This is a genomic window from Solirubrobacter soli DSM 22325 (genome assembly GCF_000423665.1).
Taxonomy (GTDB): domain Bacteria; phylum Actinomycetota; class Thermoleophilia; order Solirubrobacterales; family Solirubrobacteraceae; genus Solirubrobacter; species Solirubrobacter soli.
Genome location: NZ_AUIK01000027.1, coordinates 108671 through 127131, shown reverse-complemented (window position 1 = coordinate 127131; position 18461 = coordinate 108671). Strand labels below are relative to the sequence as shown.

General features: G+C 70.6%; 15 protein-coding genes. 8 read left to right on the top strand and 7 right to left on the bottom strand.

The genetic code is table 11. The annotated features are described in order from the left end of the window. The 3 genes from dapF to dapD are packed head-to-tail and all read left to right on the top strand — an operon-like array spanning position 1 to position 2594. The gene (gene dapF, locus G569_RS0122255; RefSeq protein ID WP_028065053.1) at positions 1 to 828 is read left to right on the top strand and encodes a diaminopimelate epimerase; all 828 of its coding nucleotides are present in this window, start codon (positions 1 to 3) and stop codon (positions 826 to 828) included. Next, positions 829 to 1689 (top strand): SDR family oxidoreductase, encoded by an 861-nt coding sequence (locus tag G569_RS0122250; RefSeq protein ID WP_028065052.1) that lies wholly within the window; start codon positions 829 to 831, stop codon positions 1687 to 1689. After that, on the top strand, positions 1686 to 2594 hold the full coding sequence (gene dapD, locus G569_RS0122245) for a 2,3,4,5-tetrahydropyridine-2,6-dicarboxylate N-succinyltransferase (protein ID WP_028065051.1): 909 nt from the start codon (positions 1686 to 1688) through the stop codon (positions 2592 to 2594). The genes G569_RS0122250 and dapD overlap by 4 nt, the downstream gene beginning before the upstream one ends. Here dapD and G569_RS0122240 read toward each other — a convergent pair. Further along, positions 2566 to 3462, bottom strand: coding sequence for a LysR family transcriptional regulator (locus G569_RS0122240; RefSeq protein ID WP_028065050.1), 897 nt, complete (start codon positions 3460 to 3462; stop codon positions 2566 to 2568). The two genes, dapD and G569_RS0122240, sit on opposite strands and share 29 nt — an antisense overlap. Positions 3463 to 3540: 78 nt before the next feature. On the opposite strand from G569_RS0122240, the gene G569_RS50635 reads away from it, so the two are divergent. Further along, the gene (locus tag G569_RS50635) at positions 3541 to 4758 is read left to right on the top strand and encodes an MFS transporter (protein ID WP_064750418.1); all 1218 of its coding nucleotides are present in this window, start codon (positions 3541 to 3543) and stop codon (positions 4756 to 4758) included. Here the strand turns inward: G569_RS50635 and G569_RS50630 are convergent. From G569_RS50630 to dapE, 3 genes are read right to left on the bottom strand one after another with little or no spacing between them, the layout of a single operon-like run. Beyond that, on the bottom strand, positions 4730 to 5461 hold the full coding sequence (locus tag G569_RS50630; RefSeq protein ID WP_053226806.1) for a class I SAM-dependent methyltransferase: 732 nt from the start codon (positions 5459 to 5461) through the stop codon (positions 4730 to 4732). The genes G569_RS50635 and G569_RS50630 overlap by 29 nt on opposite strands. Next, positions 5454 to 6575 (bottom strand): pyridoxal phosphate-dependent aminotransferase, encoded by a 1122-nt coding sequence (locus tag G569_RS50625; RefSeq protein ID WP_053226805.1) that lies wholly within the window; start codon positions 6573 to 6575, stop codon positions 5454 to 5456. Before G569_RS50625 ends, G569_RS50630 begins: the two co-directional genes overlap by 8 nt. Next, the gene (gene dapE / locus G569_RS0122220; protein WP_037498208.1) at positions 6572 to 7603 is read right to left on the bottom strand and encodes a succinyl-diaminopimelate desuccinylase; all 1032 of its coding nucleotides are present in this window, start codon (positions 7601 to 7603) and stop codon (positions 6572 to 6574) included. Before dapE ends, G569_RS50625 begins: the two co-directional genes overlap by 4 nt. A gap of 26 nt (positions 7604 to 7629) precedes the next feature. Here dapE and hflX point away from each other — a divergent pair, with 26 nt between their 5' ends. The 4 genes from hflX (at position 7630) to G569_RS0122200 (ending at position 13464) form a co-directional block, all read left to right on the top strand. Further along, positions 7630 to 8901: a GTPase HflX gene (gene hflX, locus G569_RS50620; protein WP_053226804.1), complete on the top strand. Its 1272-nt coding sequence runs from the start codon at positions 7630 to 7632 to the stop codon at positions 8899 to 8901. Then, positions 8882 to 10339 carry a thymidylate synthase gene (locus G569_RS0122210; protein WP_028065048.1) on the top strand — a complete coding sequence of 486 codons (1458 nt, stop codon included), beginning with the start codon at positions 8882 to 8884 and terminating at the stop codon, positions 10337 to 10339. Before hflX ends, G569_RS0122210 begins: the two co-directional genes overlap by 20 nt. Next, complete coding sequence (locus G569_RS50615) at positions 10314 to 10889, top strand: hypothetical protein (protein ID WP_053226802.1); 576 nt, start codon at positions 10314 to 10316, stop codon at positions 10887 to 10889. The genes G569_RS0122210 and G569_RS50615 overlap by 26 nt, the downstream gene beginning before the upstream one ends. Positions 10890 to 11217: 328 nt before the next feature. Continuing rightward, entirely contained in the window at positions 11218 to 13464 is a 2247-nt protein-coding gene (locus G569_RS0122200; protein ID WP_169542219.1) for a hypothetical protein, read from the top strand. Here the strand turns inward: G569_RS0122200 and G569_RS0122195 are convergent. The 3 genes from G569_RS0122195 to G569_RS50610 all read right to left on the bottom strand — a co-directional run bounded on the left by G569_RS0122195 (position 13435) and on the right by G569_RS50610 (position 18459). After that, positions 13435 to 17445: a trypsin-like peptidase domain-containing protein gene (locus G569_RS0122195; RefSeq protein ID WP_169542218.1), complete on the bottom strand. Its 4011-nt coding sequence runs from the start codon at positions 17443 to 17445 to the stop codon at positions 13435 to 13437. The two genes, G569_RS0122200 and G569_RS0122195, sit on opposite strands and share 30 nt — an antisense overlap. A 79-nt stretch (positions 17446 to 17524) precedes the next feature. Further along, the gene (locus tag G569_RS0122190; protein ID WP_028065045.1) at positions 17525 to 17836 is read right to left on the bottom strand and encodes a CU044_2847 family protein; all 312 of its coding nucleotides are present in this window, start codon (positions 17834 to 17836) and stop codon (positions 17525 to 17527) included. Positions 17837 to 17895: 59 nt separating this feature from the next. After that, positions 17896 to 18459, bottom strand: coding sequence for a TetR/AcrR family transcriptional regulator (locus G569_RS50610; RefSeq protein WP_053226801.1), 564 nt, complete (start codon positions 18457 to 18459; stop codon positions 17896 to 17898). Positions 18460 to 18461: the final 2 nt, after the last annotated feature.

Here is an 18461-nt window from a genome sequence, read left to right as displayed (position 1 = left end):
ATGCGGTTCGAGAAGTGGCAAGCCCTGGGCAACGACTACCTCATCCTCGAGGAGCAGCGCCTGACCCCGGCCGCGATCCGGCGCCTGTGCGACCCGCATTTCGGGCCGGGCGCGGACGGCGTGCTCGTGCTCGACAAGCCGACGCAGGCCGGGTTCATCGCCAAGCTCACGATCTTCAATCCCGATGGCAGCGAGGCGGAGCTCTCCGGCAACGGCGCCCGCGAGGCGATCCTCTATCTCCGGCGCAGCGGCTGGACCGAGGCCGACACGTTCAGCATCGAGACCAAGGCCGGCGAGATCCGCCCGACGATCACGAGCCCGACCACGTGCACGGTCGACATGGGGCGCGCGCACCTGACATCTGCCAACTTTCCGGGAGGACCCGCGGACGGACAGGGCGAACTCGAAGCGAACGGGCAGACGTTCCGCTTCCAGCACGTCGCGATCGGCAACCCGCAGTGCGCGATCCGCGTCCCGGACCCGGATGCGATCGACCTGCAGACGCTCGGCCCACACATCGAGAACGCCGCCATCTTCCCCAACCGCACCAACGTCAGCTTCTGGCATGAGATCGCACCGGACGCGATCCGCGCCCGGATCTTCGAGCGCGGCGTCGGCGAGACGCTCTCGAGCGGCACCGGGGCGTCCGGAGCGGCGGTCGCCCACGTGCTGAGAGGCGGCGACTCGCCCGTCACGGTCCACCTGGACGGCGGCGAGCTGACGGTCGACGTCGACGAGTCCCTGCACGTGGACCTGACGGGGTGGGCGAAGCCGATCTACCGCGGCGAGCTGAGCGAGGAGTTCATTCACGACATGGAGGCCGAGTAGATGCTGCTGGTGACCGGAGCGACCGGCACGACCGGGATGGAGGTCCTGCGTGCGCTCAAGGCCCGCGGCGCCGAGGCCCGTGCCCTCGTCCGCGACGAGACCAAGGCCCACCACCTGCGCGACCTCGGCTTCGAGCCCACGACGGGTGACCTGGGTGACCCGCGGACGCTGACCGCGGCGCTCGAGGACGTCGAACGCGCCTACCTCGTGAGCCCGATCAGCCCGATGCAGTCGGAGTTCGAGCAGGCGTTCCTGGAGACGGCCAAGGACGCCGGGGTCAAGCACATCGTCAAGCTGAGCGTGATCGGCGCCAGTCCGGAGGCGCCCCAGCGCTTCGCCCGCACGCACGCCAAGGTCGAGCAGGCGCTCAAGGAGTCCGGGATGGCGTGGACGCTCCTGCGGCCGACGGGCTTCATGCAGAACACGCTCGCCTGGGGCAACCGCGTCCTGAACAACACTTTCTACTCGCCGGTCCCCGACGCGGCGTTCAGCATCGTCGACGCGCGCGACGTCGCCGAGGTCGCCGCGGTCGCGCTCACGACCGACGGCCATGAGGGCAAGGCCTACGGCCTGAGCGGCCCCGAGGCGGTCTCCTACCGCGACCAGGCCAAGCGGGTGTTCAAGGCCGCCGGGCGCGACATCGAGGTCGAGGAGATCCCGATCGAGACGCTCAAGCGCGAGCTGGTCCGCGCGGGCGTCCCGCCCTGGAACGCGGAAGGCCTGAAGGAGCTGTTCGAGGTCTATGCCTCAGGCGGCGCCCAGATGGTCACGTCCGGCGTCAAGGACGTCTTGGACCGCGACCCGCGCACCATCGATGCCTTCGCGGCCGACCACGTGGATTCGTTCAAGGAGAAGAAATGAAGGCCTGGGGCGCGGGAATCGCGACATACAGCGGCGACAAGGTCCTCGAGGTCTTCTATCCGGACCCGCGACTGGACGGCACGCCCGCGGACGCGCTCGCCTTCCCGGACACCCCGGACGAGCTGCGCGGGGTGACCCAGAAGGCCGTCCTGACGGTCATCGAGGACCTGGACGCGCCGCCACAGGACACCGCCGACGCCTACCTGCGGCTCCACCTCCTCAGCCACCGCCTGGTCAAGCCGCGCAGCATCAACCTCGACGGCATCTTCGGCGTCCTGCCGAACGTCGCCTGGACGAACCTCGGTCCCGTCGATCCCGCGAACCTGACCGACGTGCTGCTCGACGCGCGCCGGCGCAACATCGCGGTCCAGGTCTTCAGCCTCGACAAGTTCCCGCGGATGACCGACTACGTGACGCCGAGCGGCGTCCGCGTGGCCGACGCCGATCGCGTGCGCCTCGGCGCCCACCTCGCCGACGGCACCACGGTCATGCACGAGGGCTTCGTGAACTTCAACGCTGGGACGCTCGGCCACTCGATGGTCGAGGGCCGCATCTCCGCGGGCGTCGTCGTCGGCGACGGATCGGACGTCGGCGGCGGCAGCAGCATCATGGGCACGCTGAGCGGCGGCGGCAACGAGGTCATCAGCATCGGCGAGCGCTGCCTGCTCGGCGCCAACGCGGGCATCGGCATCAGCCTCGGCGACGACTGCACCGTCGAGGCCGGCCTCTACGTCACGGCGGGGACGCTGATCACGCTGCCCGACGGCGAGGTCGTCAAGGGCCGCGACCTCAACCACGCCAACGGCCTGCTGTTCCGCCGCAACTCCAAGACCGGGACGGTCGAGGCGCTGCCGCGCTCCGGCAACTGGGCCGGGCTCAACGCCGCCCTGCACGCGAACGACTGACGATCAGCTCGCCGAGCGCCTCCGCCGCCGCGCCCAGGCGGCGGCCGGACGGCCGCGCGAGGACGATCTCGAACGTCATGTCGGCGCCCCGGACCGGGATCGCGGCCAACGAGTCGTCGTCGAGCACGAACGCCGCGGGCAGCAACGCCACCGCGAGGCCGTTGCGGACCAGGTCGAGGATCGTCTGGATGTCGTTGATCTCGAACGCCGGCGTGCGCTCGAGCCCGGCCGCTGCGAACGCGCGCTCGGAGATGATCCGCGTGCCCCAGCCGGGCGGCGTCTCGGCGATCGGCTCGCCCACGAGGTCGGCGAGCTCCACCGAGGGCGCGGAAGCGAGCCGATGCTCGCGCGGGCAGATCAGCGCGATCGACTCCGCCGCCAGCGGCGTGAGCTCGACCCCGGCCGGCGGCTCCCGGAGCGCGACGAACGCGATGTCGAGCAGGCCCTCCGCGACCTGCCCCGCCATCTCCACCGACCCGCCGCTGCCGTGCCCGACGCGCAGCTCGACGCCCGGATGCAGGTCGCGGAACTCGCGCAGGATCCCCGGCACGCTCACGCGTGAGGACTGCGACTGCATGATCCCGAGCCGCACGACGCCGCGCAGCCCGCCGCGGACCGCGTCGACGGCCTCACGCGCCGCCTCGGCGGCGCCGAGCGCCGCGCGGGCGTGGGGGAGGAGCGCACGCCCGGCGTCGGTCAGTTGCACCCCGCGGGCGTGGCGTTCGAACAACGGCGTCCCGAGCTCGGCCTCGAGCCGGCGCAGCGACGCCGACACCGCGGACTGGACGACGTGCAACCGATCCGCCGCGCGGGTGATGCCGCCTTCCTCGGCGGCGGCGACGAACGCCTCGAACTGACGCAGCTCCATGAGACCCATCACGATACGCGATGGCAGATAGCGCGAACATGCGTTGATCGCGATGGTTGCGTGAGCAATAGTGGTGTCATGACCAAGCTCCTCAACCACGACCGCGGGTTCTGGGCGATCGCGTTCGCGTTGATGGTCGTGATGGCGTACTCCGCATTCCCCACGCCGCTGTACGGCTTGTATGCCGCGCGCGACGGCTTCGGAGCGCTCACGATCACCGCCGTCTTCGCCGCCTACGCCGTCGGCGTGACGATCTCCCTGTTCCTCGTCGGCCACCTCTCCGACGTCTATGGACGCAAGCGCGTACTGCTCCCGGGTCTGGCCTTAGCGGCGGTCACCGCCGTCTCCTTCGTCGTCTGGCGCGACCTGCCCGGGCTGCTCGTCGCCCGCGTGCTCAACGGCCTCGCCGTCGGCGCCGTCACCGCGACCGCGACCGCCTGGATCGCCGAGCTGCACGCCGGCGCCCGCCCGGACGCGAACGCGCGTCGCGCCGAGATCGTCGGCGTCGCGGCCAACATCGGCGGCATCGGCACCGGCGCGCTGGTCGCCGGCGTCCTCGCCCAGTGGGTCGACAGCCCGCTGACCGTCCCGTACGTCGTCGGCCTCGCCGCGCTGCTGCTCGCGATGGCGGTCGTCGCAGCCACGCCGGAGACGCGCAGCGCCCCGACGCCGCGTCCCGCCTACCGCCCGCAGCGCGTGTCGGTCCCCGCGTCCGCCCGCGGCGAGTACTTCGGGGCCGCGCTCGGCGCCGCCGTCGGCTTCGCCGCGTTCGGCCTGTTCACCTCGCTGGCGCCCACGTTCCTGGCGCAGTCGCTGCACCACCCGTCGAAGGCGCTCGCCGGCGCGGCCGCGTTCATCGTGTTCGCCTCCGCGGCCGTCGTGCAGGTCGCGCTGGCGCGCCGCCCGCGTCGCGAGCTCGTCGCCAACGGCACCGTCGTGACCCTCGCCGGCCTGGCGCTCGTCGTGCTCGCCCTGTGGCTGCCGACCCCGAGCCTCGCGCTGTTCCTGATCGGCGGCGTCGCGTTCGGCGCCGGCGCCGGCAGCGTCTTCAAGGGCGCCGTCGGCACCGTCATCGCCGTCGCCGAGCCCGCCCGCCGCGCCGAGGCGCTCGCGGGCCTGTTCCTCGCCGGCTACATCGGGCTCGCGGTGCCGGTCGTCGGCCTCGGCGTCCTCACCCAGCACGTCGAGCCGCGCGTCGCGCTGCTGATCTTCGCCGCGGTCCTCGGCGCCGCCCTCGTGGCCGGCCTGGCGGCGATGCTCCGGCCGTTCAGTGCGGTGCGGCCCGCGACCAGCTGACGTCGGTCGCGCCGTGCACGACGACGGTCCCGCCGTGGGCGGTGATCGCGTCGTGCAGGCCACGCTGGAGCTCGGCCAACCGGCTGGGCTCCAGCGTCTGGTTGACGCTGTAGGTGGAGATCAGCGCGACCCACTCGTCGGCGGTGTAGGTGCGCTCCCAGGGGTAGGAGCGGTGGTCGACGCGCGGGTCGTCGCCCGGCGCGCCGTGTCGCTTGCCGCCGGAATGATCGATCTCGGGGATCACGCGTTCGAAGACTTCGCGCAGCGCCGTCCGCACCGGCTCGGCGATCTCGTTGTGGTTCCAGAACCGCGCGACCGTCCCACCAGGCCGCAGCACGCGGCCGATCTTGCGCCAGCCGCGGGCCGGGTCGATCCAGTGCCAGGCGTCGCCGCAGGTGATCAGGTCGAAGGTCCGGCCGCGGTCGTCCCAGGTCTCGAACGCCGAGACCTCGACGTCGACGCCGTGCTCGCGGGCGATTGAAGCCATCCGCTCGTCGAGCTCGACACCGAGGACGTCCAGCCCGGTGAGCGCTCGCGCGACCTTGCCCGTCCCGCAGCCGATGTCGAGCACCTTCGCCGGCCGCAGCGCGAGCAGCTCGGCGATGAACTCGGGCGCCGGCGCCGGGCGATAGCGGTCATAGAGCCTGGCGATCGACCCGAACGACTCGGCTCGCCCGCGGTCCCGATACAGCTCCTCAGGCAAGGTCGCGGATGATCGCGGCCGCCCGCGCGCACGCCTCCGGCGTCGGCACGAGCGCGATGCGCAGGTAGTTCGGCGCACCGAAGAACGATCCGGGCGCCACGACCACGCCCGCCTCCAACCAGCGCGCGGCGAGCGCGTCGGCCCGATCGCCCGCGTCCATCCAGAGGAAGAACGTCGCGTCGCCGCCCGCGTCGCGCAGCCCGATCGCCTCGAGCGTGGGGAGGAGCGCCTCGCGCTTGGCCCGGTAGCGGTCGCGCACCTCGGCGACGTGCGCCTCGTCGCCCCATGCCGCGATCGCCGCGCGCTGGACGACCTCCAGCGGCGCCACGCCGACGTTCGGCCGGTACTTCTTCAGCGCGGCGACGATCTCGGGGTCGCCGGCGACGAACCCGGAGCGGTAGCCCGGCATCGACGAGCGCTTCGACAGCGTGTTGAAGACCGCGACGTGCGAGCGGTCGCGCACCTGCAGCGCGCTGACCGGCGGCTCGCCCGCGAAGTAGAGCTCGGAGTACGCCTCGTCCGACGCGAGCACGAAGCCGTGCTCGCGCGCCAGTTCGGCGGCTCGCTCGTAGAACGCGAGCGGCGCGCGGGCACCGGTCGGGTTGTTCGGATAGTTGAGCCAGAGCACGCCGACCCCGGTCCAGTCGACGCTCTCGAGGTCCGGCAGCCAGCCGCCTGACTCGGTCAGCGGCAGCTCGAGCACCCGCTTGCCCGCGAAGGCGGCACCGCGGTCGTAGACCGGGTAGGACGGCGTCGGCACGGCCACGACCTCGCCGTCGAAGACGTTCGCGAGCGCGAACACCGCCTCCTTGGAGCCGAGCGTCGGGATCACGTCGGTGTCCGGGTCGAGCGTCGCGCCGAACCGGCGAGCGGCCCAGTCCGCGATCGCCACGCGCAGCTCCGGCAGGCCGACCGCGAGCGGGTAGGGCGCCAGCGGCGTGATCGCCGCCGCGAAGGCCTCGCGGATGAACGCGGGCGTCTCCTCGCGCGGCTCGCCGACCCCGAAGTCCAGCAGCTCGACCCCCGCGGCGCGCAGTCGCGCCTTGGCCTCGTCGAGCCGAGTGAACGGGTACTTCGCGAGGCCGGCCAGAACGGGGTTCAGACGGACGGTCATGAAGCGAAGGCCTCCAGGACCTCGTAGGAGCGCAGCAGCGCGGCGATCTCGATCGACTCGTCGCGCCGATGGGCCCGCGCCGTCGCGCCCGGGCCGAAGTTGACGGCGGGAAAGCCGGCCGCGGCGAACTCCGCCACCGGCGTCCACGCCTGCTTCGGCGCGACGTGCAGCGAGCCGGTCTCGATCAGCTTGCGCGCCAGCGGGTGCCCGGCGGCGACGGCGCCCGAGCCCGAGTTGCCCGTGACCGTCAGCTCGCCGAGGCCGCCCGTGAGCTCGTGCAGGCGCGCCTCCGCCTCATCCGGGGTGCGTCCGGGGGCGTAGCGGAAGTTGACGTGCGCGGTGCAGCTCTCCGGGATCACGTTCATCGCGATGCCGCCGTTGACCTTCGTCACCGACGCGACCTCGAAGAACGTCAGCCCCTCGAAGGACACGGGCTGGATCGGCGAGCTGGCGAGCGTGGCGATGCCGAGCGCGGCGGCGGTGATCGCGTTCTCGGCCTGCCAGGGGCGGGCGGAGTGGCCGGAGCGCCCGCGGAACTCCCAGGTCGCGTTGATGTTGCCGACGCAGCCCGCGTGCAGCTCGTTGTCGGTCGGCTCCATCACGACGACGAAGTCGTAGTCGAAGGAGACGCGCTCCAGCAGCGGCGTCAACGAGGACTCGGTGGACGGCAGCTCCTCGCGCGGGAAGAACAGCGCGGCGTACGGCGCGCCCGCGAGCACCAGCTCGAGCATCACCGCGCACGCGCCCTTCATGTCGGACGCGCCGAGCCCGTGAACGCGGTTCGAATCCAGTCGGCCGGGGATGTTGTCCTGCGCCGGGACCGTGTCCAGGTGGCCCGCGAGCAGCACGCGCGGCGACGTGCCCGGAGGCTGCGCGAGCACGCAGGAATCGCCCAGGTCGCGCACCTCGGCCCCGCCGGCGCGCAGGACGTCGGCGACGTGCGCGGCGACCGCGGCCTCCCCGTACGACTCGCTCGGGATGTCGATCAGTTCCAGGGTCCGCGCCGCGAGGCGCTCCGCGACGGGCACGGGACCAGACTCTAGAATGATCAGCCTTGGAACAATCGGGAAATGGCCGCGCCAGGCAGCGCGCGTATTGCATCGCGGCCACGCAGGAACATGAAGACCTCGCGGAGCTCAAGGAGCTGCTGCGCACCGCCGGTGTGGCGACCGTCGGCGCGCTCAGCCAGAAGCTCGACAAGCCGCATCCGAACCACTACCTCGGCTCGGGCAAGGTCGAGGAGCTCAAGGCGCTCCTCAAACCTGCCGACGCGAACCTCGTCGTCGCCGACGACGAGCTGACCCCGCGCCAGCAGCGCAACCTCGAGGCCGCGCTCGACGTCCCGGTGCTCGACCGCACCGCGGTGATCCTCGACATCTTCGCCGGCCACGCCCACACGGCCGAGGGCAAGATGCAGGTCGAGCTGGCCCAGCTCGAATACAACATGGCCCGCATGCGCGGCCTGTGGACGCACTTGGAGCGTCTCGGCGCCGGCCGCGGCGTGGGCGGCATCGGCACCCGCGGCCCCGGCGAGTCGCAGATCGAGACCGACCGCCGCCTGGCGCGCGACCGCATCACGGTCCTGCGCCGCCGGCTCGAGCAGGTCAAGTCCACCCGCGCGACCCAGCGCGCCGAGCGTGAGCGGGCGCACCTGCCCAACGTCGCGCTCGCGGGCTACACCAACGCCGGCAAGTCGACGCTGCTCAACGCGCTCACCGGCTCAGAGGTCGGCGTCCGCGACCGCCTGTTCCACACGTTGGACCCGACGACCCGCACGCTCCTGCTCCACGGCCGCACGTTCCTGATGACCGACACCGTCGGCTTCATCCGCAAGCTGCCGCATCAGCTCGTGGACGCGTTCGCGGCGACGCTGGAGGAGACCAAGCTCGCCGACCTCGTGCTGCACGTCGTCGACGCCTCCGCCGACGAGGAGGAGCTCGTCGCCATGACACGGGCCGTGGAGGACGTGCTGGAGGAGATCGACGCGGGCTCGAGTCCCCGGATGCTCGTCCTCAACAAAGCCGACATCCTCGACGACGAGCGCCGCCGCGAGCTGAGCTTCCGCCACCCCGACGCCGCGCTCGTCTCCGCGGTCACCGGCGAAGGGCTGGAGGACCTGCGCGAGCGGATCGTGGCCGAGTTCGAGAAGACCCTCTCGGACGTCGAGCTGCTCGTCCCGTTCTCCCAGGGCGGGCTGATCAACGAGCTCCACCACCTCGCGGGCGAGATGGAGCGCGAGGACACCCCGGACGGCGTCCGCATCACCGCCCGCATCCCAACGGTCGTCGCCGAGCGCTACGGCCGCTATGCCGTCAACGGCAACTAAGCCCTTCGTCGCGCTGTATCACGCTGATCGCCTGCGGGTGATCAACCCGCACGGCGACGTCGGGCTGATCACCCTCTGGTCGCCGTGGCGCACCGTCGAGCGCAAGCTGCCGTCCGAGGTGCTCGATCCCGCCCGCAGCCGCATCGCCGTCGCCGCCAACCTCTACGGCGACGGCATGTTCGCGATGTTCTGCAACCTGCTCTACAACCCGCAGGTGCGTCATCTGATCGCGTTGGGCGCCGATCTCGACCTCCCGACGTGCGACGAGATCGACGCGTTCCTGCGGGACGGGCTGGAGGAGACCGAGCTGCTCGGTGCGCCCCTGCGGCGGGTGGTCGGCACGTCGCGCACGTTCCCGGTCACCGAGGGCTTCGACGCCGAGCGGCTGCGCCGGCGCCTGAGCTTCCGGTGGCTCGGCAAGCTCTCGACGCCCGGACTGGAGGAGACGCTGCTCGCCACGCTGGCGGAGCTGCAGGTCGCGGACGGCGACGAGGAGCGGGTGCGGGTCGAGATCCCCCCGGCGCTGCCCGACGACTACGCGTTCGCGCCCTCCGAGGTCGCCGGCCACCAGGTGATCCGCCGCACACCCGTCGAGGCCTGGGACGAGCTCGTCGAGCGGACGCTGCGCTTCGGCCATCCCGTCGCGGTCAAGGGCGGCCGGCTGGAGCTGCTCAACGCCAAGGTCGTGATCACCGCGCCGCGCGAGGACGACGAGCAGGCGCTCCGGGAGCGCGGCTTCGATCTCGGTGCGCTGCACGCCTACCAGCGCCGGATGTTCGACCCCGACCTCGCCGGCGCCGACTACACCTACGGCAACCGGCTCGGCGAGCACTTCGGGCTGGACACGCTCGACGTGGCGATCGAGCGCCTGCGTGCGAATGAGGAGTCCCGCGACGCCTACATCTCGCTCTGGGACACCCCGTACGACCTGCCCGGCGATCACAGCAACCCGTGCCTGGTCACGCTCTTCTTCCGCCGCTCGCAGGGCGCCCTGACGCTGACCGCCACCTATCGCGCCCACAACCTGCTGACCGCCTGGCTGCTGAACGTCTACGGGCTGCTGGCGATCCAGCGCCACGTCGCCGCCGCGGTCGAGATGCCGATCGGCCCGATCACCGTGATCAGCCACTCGCTCGGCGCCGATCCCGCCTCGGACCGCTACCCCGCCGCGGCCGCCCGCGTCGGCCGCCCGCGAGGCGGGTTGGACGAGGACCCGAACGGCTACTTCGTGGTGTCGCTCGACGGCGACGAGATCCTCGCCGAGCACCGCTTCGAAGGCGCCCTGATCAAGCAGTACCGGTCCGATCGGGCCGATAGGATCGCCCACGCGATCGCCGCCGACATGGCCGTGAGCCTCCCGTCCCACGGTCTCTGGCTCGGCCGCGAGCTCGCCGCCAAGGAACAGCTGCTGCGTGCACGTCGAACCGATCAACACTGAGGAACTCCTCGCCCGCCTGCGCGAGACCCGCCTCGTGGGCTTCGACGGCGCGCGGGTCTACGAGCACGCCACGCTGCAGGTGCAGACGTTCGACCCCGATGACCTGACGCCCGCCCAGCGCTACGTGCTGATGCCGACCGTCCGCCGCATCCTCAAGCTCTCCGAGGCGGTCGACGTCTTCTCCCTCGACGGTGGCGTGTACCTGGACGGCATCCCTCTGCTGCCACCGGTCGTCGAGCGCTCCACGGAGCCCGACGGCCGCGACGTCTGGCTGATCAATGACGGCATCCACCGCGTCTACGCGGCCAAGCTCGCGGGCTCGCCCATCAACGTCGTAACCGTCGACGGCGCTTCACACCCGTACTACGCCCTCGCCCTCCCGGACGGCTGGGCCGGCGTGACCGAGATGGAGGAGCTCCCGGACCTCTTCCAGAAGAAGGAGTACCGGATCCCCGGCAACTACAAGGCGCTCTTCCGCGACTTCAACGCCGTCTTCCCGGGAGTGCAGAAGGAGCGCAAGGACTCCAACCCGAGCTTCCTGACGGCCTGACGTGACCGAGATCGTCTGGGTCGACCGGGACGTGACGCGGCCGTGGTTCACGATCGACGTCCTCAGCGAGCCGACCGGTGAGATAAGAGCGGACGAGAGCGATTCCGCGGCCGCCGAGGTCCGGCTGGTCCAACGGTCGTGGTTTCTTCGGAGGCCGTTCGAGTCGGATGCCGACGTGCTCGTCGCGGTCGGACCTGACGCGGTGGATCGGAACGCCGGACTGCGTCGGTTCGCGACCGAGAGCGCGAGCGGGCGGCTGTTCTGCACTCCCCCCGCAGGCGCGTCCGTGTTCGGTGTCCGGCAGTCGACGGCGCTCGACCCCGCGGCCGTGATCGCCTTGATCGGACTCGACGCCGCGTCGCAGGGGCAGACTGACCCCGGCGCGCAGGTACGCGAGCTTGCTACCACGATCGGACGTACGACTCCAGTGCACGTGATCGGCGTGACCAACGCCGACCTGCTGTCGGCCGATCCGGATGCTGAGGCGATGATCGAGCAGTGCCGCAACCTGCGGATGGCGTTGGTCGTCCATCGGCACGCCCAGCGCAGGGACATCGTCGCGATCGCAGGCACCGACATGCTTCGCCCCGGTCGGGACGCGGCGCCGATCTCGTTGATCTCCGCCCCGACGTTCCGGGCCGGGGAGGGGACGCCCGGAATGGCGCGCGTGCGCCTGAACCTGTGGAAGGGCGAGGCTGAGATCGCGTTCCGCTACGACCTTGGGTCAGACCATGCGGGTGCGCCGACGGCTCAGGTGCTCCGCCCGCTGATCTCGGCATCTCGGATCACGAGCGCAGAGCGGCGCCTGCGGACGGCGGTCGGGCGCTTGCTCAACGACGCACCAACCGGCGCCGACGGGTTTGCCGAGCACGTCGAGCGCACGTGGACGTCTTCCGGCTACGTACCACTGAGCGATGCGGAAGGGGGCCTGCCCGATCTGCCGGTCGCACGACGACTTCCGTACAACTTGCTGCTCCTTCTGCGGGAGCGGGAAGACGGTGGTCACGACCTGCTCCTCAGCCACCACGCGCCGATCACGGAGTCGTCAATCGCGAGTTGGAACGCGTTGCTCCTGCCGGCGTTCACCAACGTCCGCCTGCTCCTCGAACACCTGCGAGATGACGTCATGCGCCAGTCGGTCGAGCAGGCGGACGACGCCGCCCGCGCTGTGCGCGCACAGCAGTTCGAGGAGGCCGTCGACGAGATCCTCGACAACGGCGGTCTCGAGCAGGACCGCGTGTGGGAGGACCAGATCCGTGAGATCGCGACCCGCACGATCCGCAAGATCTCACCGACCACCGGCACCGTCAGCGAGTACCAGTACCGGCTCGTAACTCTCCTGCCGTTGGTCGATCGGCGCATCGCGCAGGACGACGAGCGGGTGGGCAAGATCGTCCATTGGCTACGGGGCATCGAGCGGATCGGCCAGCCCGAGATCGACGACTGTCGCGTGACCATGACGGCGCTCGAATCGGGAGGCGCCGGGCTGCGCTGGGAGCCCGAGGTCGAGTTGCTCGACGCGCCCGATCGCTCACAGCGTGCTCGAGCGGAGAAGGTTCGACTGGGAACCGTGTGGTTTCCGCTCGGCGACGATGGCAAGCCCCGTTGGAAGGAATGCCCGGCCATCCAGGCGCGCAATGCCGATGTGATGACCTGGATCGACGAGATCCTCGATGACCTGCGGCTACCGAAAGGCGGGTTCCCGCCTGAGCTCGTGCTCCAGAAGGCGGCGGGGGACATCTTCGAACCGGTCGACCGCTATCCGTTCGCCGAGAACGGCCAGATGCGGCCCGACGGAAAACCGGCGAGCACCGTTGGCGCGCTCCGAACGGTCACGTTCGACGAAGACTCCGATCTCACCGGCCCTGCGTATCCCGACGCTGTCATCCGCCCTGTGTTCCTTGTGCGACAGGAACTCGTGTTCGTCGACGGAGCCGACCCTCGCGGAGCGATCCTCGTGGTCGATGCCGACGCCCACGAGGACGGTCGCCAGTACGACCCGGACGGCGCCGACGTGCTCGGCTTCCTTCGGCCGGTTCAGCGCTACGTCGTCACCGCGGGACTCGTGCGAGCGCAACAGCTCGAAGACTCGGTTCTGGAGCCCGCCCGGAGGGACGGCTGGGACCCGTGGGGGTACATCCGTGTCCGCAAGGGTGCTGCACCGGCTCTGGTCTCTTTGACTCCGCCGATCGTCGAAGCGCTCCATCCCGTCGACTTCGACGACGAGCGCAGTGCGCGAGATTTCGTCGTGTGTGACGGGAACCATCGCATCGTCCAGCTTGCGTGGCGTCAAGGTGTCGCGTTGCGCGCGGTCGCGATCACCAGTCGGCCGAAGGAGCCCTACTACGCGCGTCCGTTCGGGCGTCTCGAGTGGGACGTCACCGCCGGAAATGAGTACGTCGTCGCGCCGGACCTCAACTCGAAGTACTCCACGCGGCCGGTCGATCGAGCGTCGTTGCCGGAGACCGCGCGTCTCAAGCTGGCGCGCGTCGACGATGATCGGCTGTATCGACGCTTCTACCGCGACTTGGGCAGCGGGTTCGGCTCAGTCGGCGGCCAGGGTGGAGGGTTCTGACAGATCGATGACGAGGTGTCCCTCGTCTGTGCCGACCAGCACCCCGCCGTCGATCGCGGACAACGCAGTCACCGGAACATCCAGCGGTATCCGCCGCAGCTGACGTGCACGGGCGAGGTCCCAGATCCGGAGCGTGCGGTCCTCGCCCCCGCTCACGATCACGGTGTCGCCCATATCTGTCCGAAGCACCGACAGCGCGCGGATCGGCCCCGTATGACCCACGAGCGGGTCTGCGACCGGCGTCATCGTCGCCGGGTCCCAGAGTCGGACCATCTCATCGTCTCCCGCGCTCACCAGTACCGGCCCAGCAGGACCCTGACCGACGCACACCGCCATCAGCCAGTTCTCGTGCAGGGCGGGCAGCTCGACGTGCGTGCCTTCGGCAAGGCTCCAGATCCGTACCGATCGGCCATGCCCGACGGCCGCGAGCATCGCCGCACCATCGGCGGCCGTCAACGAGGCGAGGCCACGGACCGGACCTGAACCGACCAATGGTTCGCTCGCCGCGCGGTCCCCGGTTTCCGGGTCCCAGAAGCGAATCGTCCCGTCCTCGCTGCCCGATGCGAGCAGCCGCGCGTCTGCGCTCCCGACGAGCGCGAGTGCCCGCACCGGCCGCGTATGGCCGCGCAGCAGCGGTCCGGGCTCCAGTCCTCCCGCGGTGGTCCACAGCTGGATCGCCTCGTCGTCACCCGCGGTCGCTAGCCGCGCCGTCCCGTGACTGTCGCGATAGGAGGCGATCGCGCGAACGCGAGCGGAATGCCGGCGCACCGGCGTGCCGAGCCGCTGACCTGTGCGGGCGTCCCAGACGCGAAGCGTGCCGTCTGGACCAGCGACGACGGCATGTGGTTCGGGATCAGCGGTGAGTGCGATCGCATCCACATGCTCAGTGTCTCCGCTCGGCAACTCGCGTCCCATCGGCGGCGCGCCCACGTCCCAGATCCGGATTGTCCGATCAGCTCCGGCGCTCGCGACCAGAGCGCGGCCGCGTGCGTCGGAGAACGCAACCATCGAGGCGACGCCGCTGATGTGACCTGTGAGATCCAGGCCGACCTGCGCCAGCGTCTGCGGATCCCAGACACGGAGCACTCCGTCGGCGTGTCCGGTGACCAACCGCACCGCCCCGCCGACCGCGTGGGTCGCCGCGAGGGCGACGGGTTTGCTCGGTAGTGGCTCACTCGTTCTCAGTTGTCCGCCCGTGCTGACGTTCCACAGGCGCAGCGTCCCGTCCTCGCTCACGGACGCGAGCCGCGGCTCGCCGTCGCCGGCGTCGTAGGTCGCAATCGCGGTCACCCAATCGCGGTGGCCTTGGAGCACGACTGGCGCAGGCGCCGGCGTGTCGGGCCTGAACAGCCGGATCCGACCATCGTCTCCAGCGGTCGCGATCACGCGGTGACCACGGCGATCGGTGAGGACCGACAGGGCGCGGATCACGCCCTTGTGCCCGACGAGGGTGGCAACGGACACCTCGGCCGCGGGGTCCCAGACACGTACGCCGTGGTCATCTCCGGCCGCGACGATCCGGATGGTCCCTTCGGAATCGGTGAACGCGGCCAGGGCGCGGATGCGCTCAGCGCTGCCGGTCCCGAACCGCTGCCGGAGCTGGCCGTTCATCGGATCGTGCACCTCGATGAACCCATCACCTCCGCTCGCGGCGATCCATGAGCCGCCTCCCGTATCGCAGGAGCACACGCGCACCGGCTTCCCTCCGGGGGCGGGAATCGGCTCGGCGAGCGCGTCGAGGGTCAATGGATGCCAGAGCCTGACTTGGCCGTCCGCACACCCGGCGACGAGCACCTCGGCGCCCGCCACCGTCGCGGTGGCGATCGAGTCCGCCCGCATCTTCAGCGCCAGCACCGTATGCGTCGGGTGACGCCTGAGGCTCGCCGAGCGGATGCCCCACGCGCCACTTTGGGTGGCGGGTGAGAACCGGCGATCGCCGGCCGAGCGGGCGAGGCCGAGTTGCCGGAGGCCGTCACGGTCGCTTCGCGAGCTCGACGAGAGCAGATGCCGCGTAGCGACGACGGCTGCGATCTCCCGCGGAAGCGAGCCCGCCGACGCCGCCTTCGTCGCGTCGATCGCGACAGCGTTCGGATCCAGCCGCTCGAGCACACGCTCTTGCGCCACCGCGCTCCAATCCGGGACGGGCTCGGCGGCTACGTGGCTTGACAGATGCGCCTCGACGTAGGCATCGACCTCGTCGCGCGGCATCTCGGTCGCGAGCTTGCTCAGTCGACGTACGATCCGTGCCTCGGCGTTCCCGCGGTTCTTCGGCGCCACGTGAGCGGCCAGCGCGGCATGGAACAGCCGCACGCCTTCGCGCCCATCGATCTCGTGGATCTGGAGCAGCGACCGCGCGCGTGAGTCGATCAGCCAACGGACATCCTTCGGGGTGTAGTCGCGCTTCGAGATCGCGCCTGCGATCGTCGGCCACACCGGCCCTTCCGACGGAAGCCCGCCGCCTTTCGCGAAGGCCAGCGCGGCCAGGAGGTCGCGCATCCGCCTGACCGTCGATTCGACGTCCTCTTCGCCTTCGACGTGGTGTTCGGCCACAGCTCTGATGTACTCGTGCATCGCCGCTCCGACGTCGTCGGGGAACGTCTCGGGCATCGAATCCAGAACGACGTCCTGTTCGCAGAGCGACCGGCAGACGAGCTGGGCGACGAGAAACGACGGGGCGGCACGTTCGGCGACGCGTTCAGCGAGCGCGGCCGTCCTCTCAGGGTCGTCGCGATAGCCGCTCGGACCGGACTCGTGCAGGACGTGCGAGACGTAGAGCGCAAGGTCGCGCGGGTCGGAGAACTGCCCGTCGAGGTCGATCTCTTGCGCGACCCCGCGGAGGAGCTCTGGGGGCGAGTCCTCGTACTCCGTGCTCCGGACGCCGATCAGGAGGTTGGCGGCGCCTTCGCGGGCGAGCGGCCGGAGCAGGCTGCTCGCGATCCCGGTGGGGTTGCGCGTCTCGTCCAGCGCGTCGAGGACGATCGTCGGTGGCGGCGCGTCGGCTTTGCGCCGCACGAGGGCACTGACCACCTCGCTCGGCGTCTGTGCGTCGAGGTCGGTCCAGCGAGCGATCTCACCGGCCACGCTCTCGACATTTGTGTCGTGTCGGCCGACGATGGCAAGCGAGATCGCGCCGGGGGCGACCGCGGTTCCAGGATCGGAGTCGATCAGGGGCAACGGCGCGTCGGTGTCCGCGGCCATCACGACGCGAGCGAGGATCGAGGACTTCCCCGAGCCCGGCCCGCCGACGACAAGGCGGGCCTGGCCGTCGGGCTTCGCGAGCCAATCCGCCACCGATCGCAATGCGTGCTCGCGCCCCGTGAACAGCTGCCGTGGATCGCTGTCGAACGTGACGCCCCGAGCTCGCGGACTCCAATGGTCGACACGGTCGCGCGGCTCGAACCGCACGCGCCAACCGAGGTGATCGTCGAGACCTGGCCACAGTCGAGCGATCACTTCCGTTGGGATCATGAACGCGATCGGCGGAGCGTCATCCTCGCGATACTGGAGCGCGACGAGTCCGACGACGGCAGCCGCTTGTTCATCCCAGACCGGGGTGCCGCTGAATCCGGGCTCGATCGGATAGCTCCGCTCAGCGATCTCGAGTTGCCTCCACTGCCAGCCAGGACCGAGCCCTCCGCGGATCGATCCGCGTGCCTCGACGCCTTTGCCGAGCCCATAAGGGAACCCCACAGCGTGGAACTGGCTGCCGATTCGTCCCGCGGTGCGCAGGACCGGCGGTTGAGCGCAGTCACAGGGTACGTCGGCATCGAGCTCGAGCACCGCGACATCCCCACCGCCCGCCGGGTCGACGCCAAACCAGGCGTCGGGAACGACCGTTGCACTGAACCCAGGGCCCGTGTCCGACGCGGGAAACTCCACGCTCAGCTGGCCCTTTGGGGCGTCCAAGACATCGCTCTCACAGTTGAGCGCTGCAGCCACAACGTGAGCACACGTCAAGACGTGCCGGGTGCCGAGCAGCACGCCGGCACCCTTCACGGAGCCCTCGACGGACGTGACGCGAGCGAGGCCGCGGGAGAGCCAGTCCTTCAACGGGGGAGCTCTATTTGTGCTCCCAGGACATCTTCACGGTGAAGTGCGCTTCTCCCGACGCCTTCGCCAGGATCGCGCCGGCTTCCGCCGTGAGCTTGATCCCGAACTCGACCTCGGTCGACGAGGGCGCGATCTCCTTGACTGCGTCGAGCACACGGCGCGCCGCCGGCGTCACCGCTGCGAGAGCGGCGTCGACGCGCTCGGTCGCTCGGTAGATCCCGTCGTCTCCACGCGCGACGCGCTGGAGCCCTGCGGTCTTGTCGACCTCGACGAGGACGTCGCCGCCTGCTTCGTCGATCGTGAATCGCGCGATCTCCGTCATCGCAACATCGCCTTTGAAGTCATCATGCCCGCATTATTCAGCTCGGCGTGCCAGGCGCGCTAACCCAGCGTCTGCGCAGCACCCTCGAGCAGCCACTCCAGCCCGACGTCGAAGCTGTCCTCCGGGACGCCGTACTCGGCGAAGGTCACCGAGCGGTGCGGGGTGTTCATGGCGACGTGGCCGAGCGTGTACGTGTCGACCGCGACGAGCAGGCGCAGTTTGTCGGCCGTGGAGCCCGGAAAGCCGTCGAGCGCGCGGAGTGACTCCTCGTGGTGGCGGATTAAGCTCTCGCGCCGGGGGATCGCGCGGACGCGGGCGGAGAGCAGCCAGGGGTGCCGTTCGGCGGATTCGCGGGCGGCGCGCGCGACCTGGCGCATCGCCTCGCGCCAGTCGGCGGAGAGCGCGTCGCCGATCATGCCTTCGTCGATGATCCGGTCCAGCATCAGGCCGACGAGCTCGTCCTTGTCGGCGATGTGGTTGTAGAGGCTCATCGGGCGGGCGGGGAGGTCGGCGGCGAGCCGGCGGATCGAGACGGCCTCGAGGCCTTCGGCGTCGGCGATCGCGACGGCCTTGGTGACGATCGCGTCGCGGGTCAGCACGGGACGTTCGCTGGCGGCCGGCATGG

Coding starts and splice junctions, on each gene's coding strand:
- dapF (WP_028065053.1), top strand. CDS start 1: ATGCGGTTCGAGAAGTGGCAAGCCCTGGGCAACGACTACCTCATCCTC.
- G569_RS0122250 (WP_028065052.1), top strand. CDS start 829: ATGCTGCTGGTGACCGGAGCGACCGGCACGACCGGGATGGAGGTCCTG.
- dapD (WP_028065051.1), top strand. CDS start 1,686: ATGAAGGCCTGGGGCGCGGGAATCGCGACATACAGCGGCGACAAGGTC.
- G569_RS0122240 (WP_028065050.1), bottom strand. CDS start 3,462: ATGGAGCTGCGTCAGTTCGAGGCGTTCGTCGCCGCCGCCGAGGAAGGC.
- G569_RS50635 (WP_064750418.1), top strand. CDS start 3,541: ATGACCAAGCTCCTCAACCACGACCGCGGGTTCTGGGCGATCGCGTTC.
- G569_RS50625 (WP_053226805.1), bottom strand. CDS start 6,575: ATGACCGTCCGTCTGAACCCCGTTCTGGCCGGCCTCGCGAAGTACCCG.
- G569_RS0122210 (WP_028065048.1), top strand. CDS start 8,882: ATGCCGTCAACGGCAACTAAGCCCTTCGTCGCGCTGTATCACGCTGAT.
- G569_RS0122190 (WP_028065045.1), bottom strand. CDS start 17,836: ATGACGGAGATCGCGCGATTCACGATCGACGAAGCAGGCGGCGACGTC.
- G569_RS50610 (WP_053226801.1), bottom strand. CDS start 18,459: ATGCCGGCCGCCAGCGAACGTCCCGTGCTGACCCGCGACGCGATCGTC.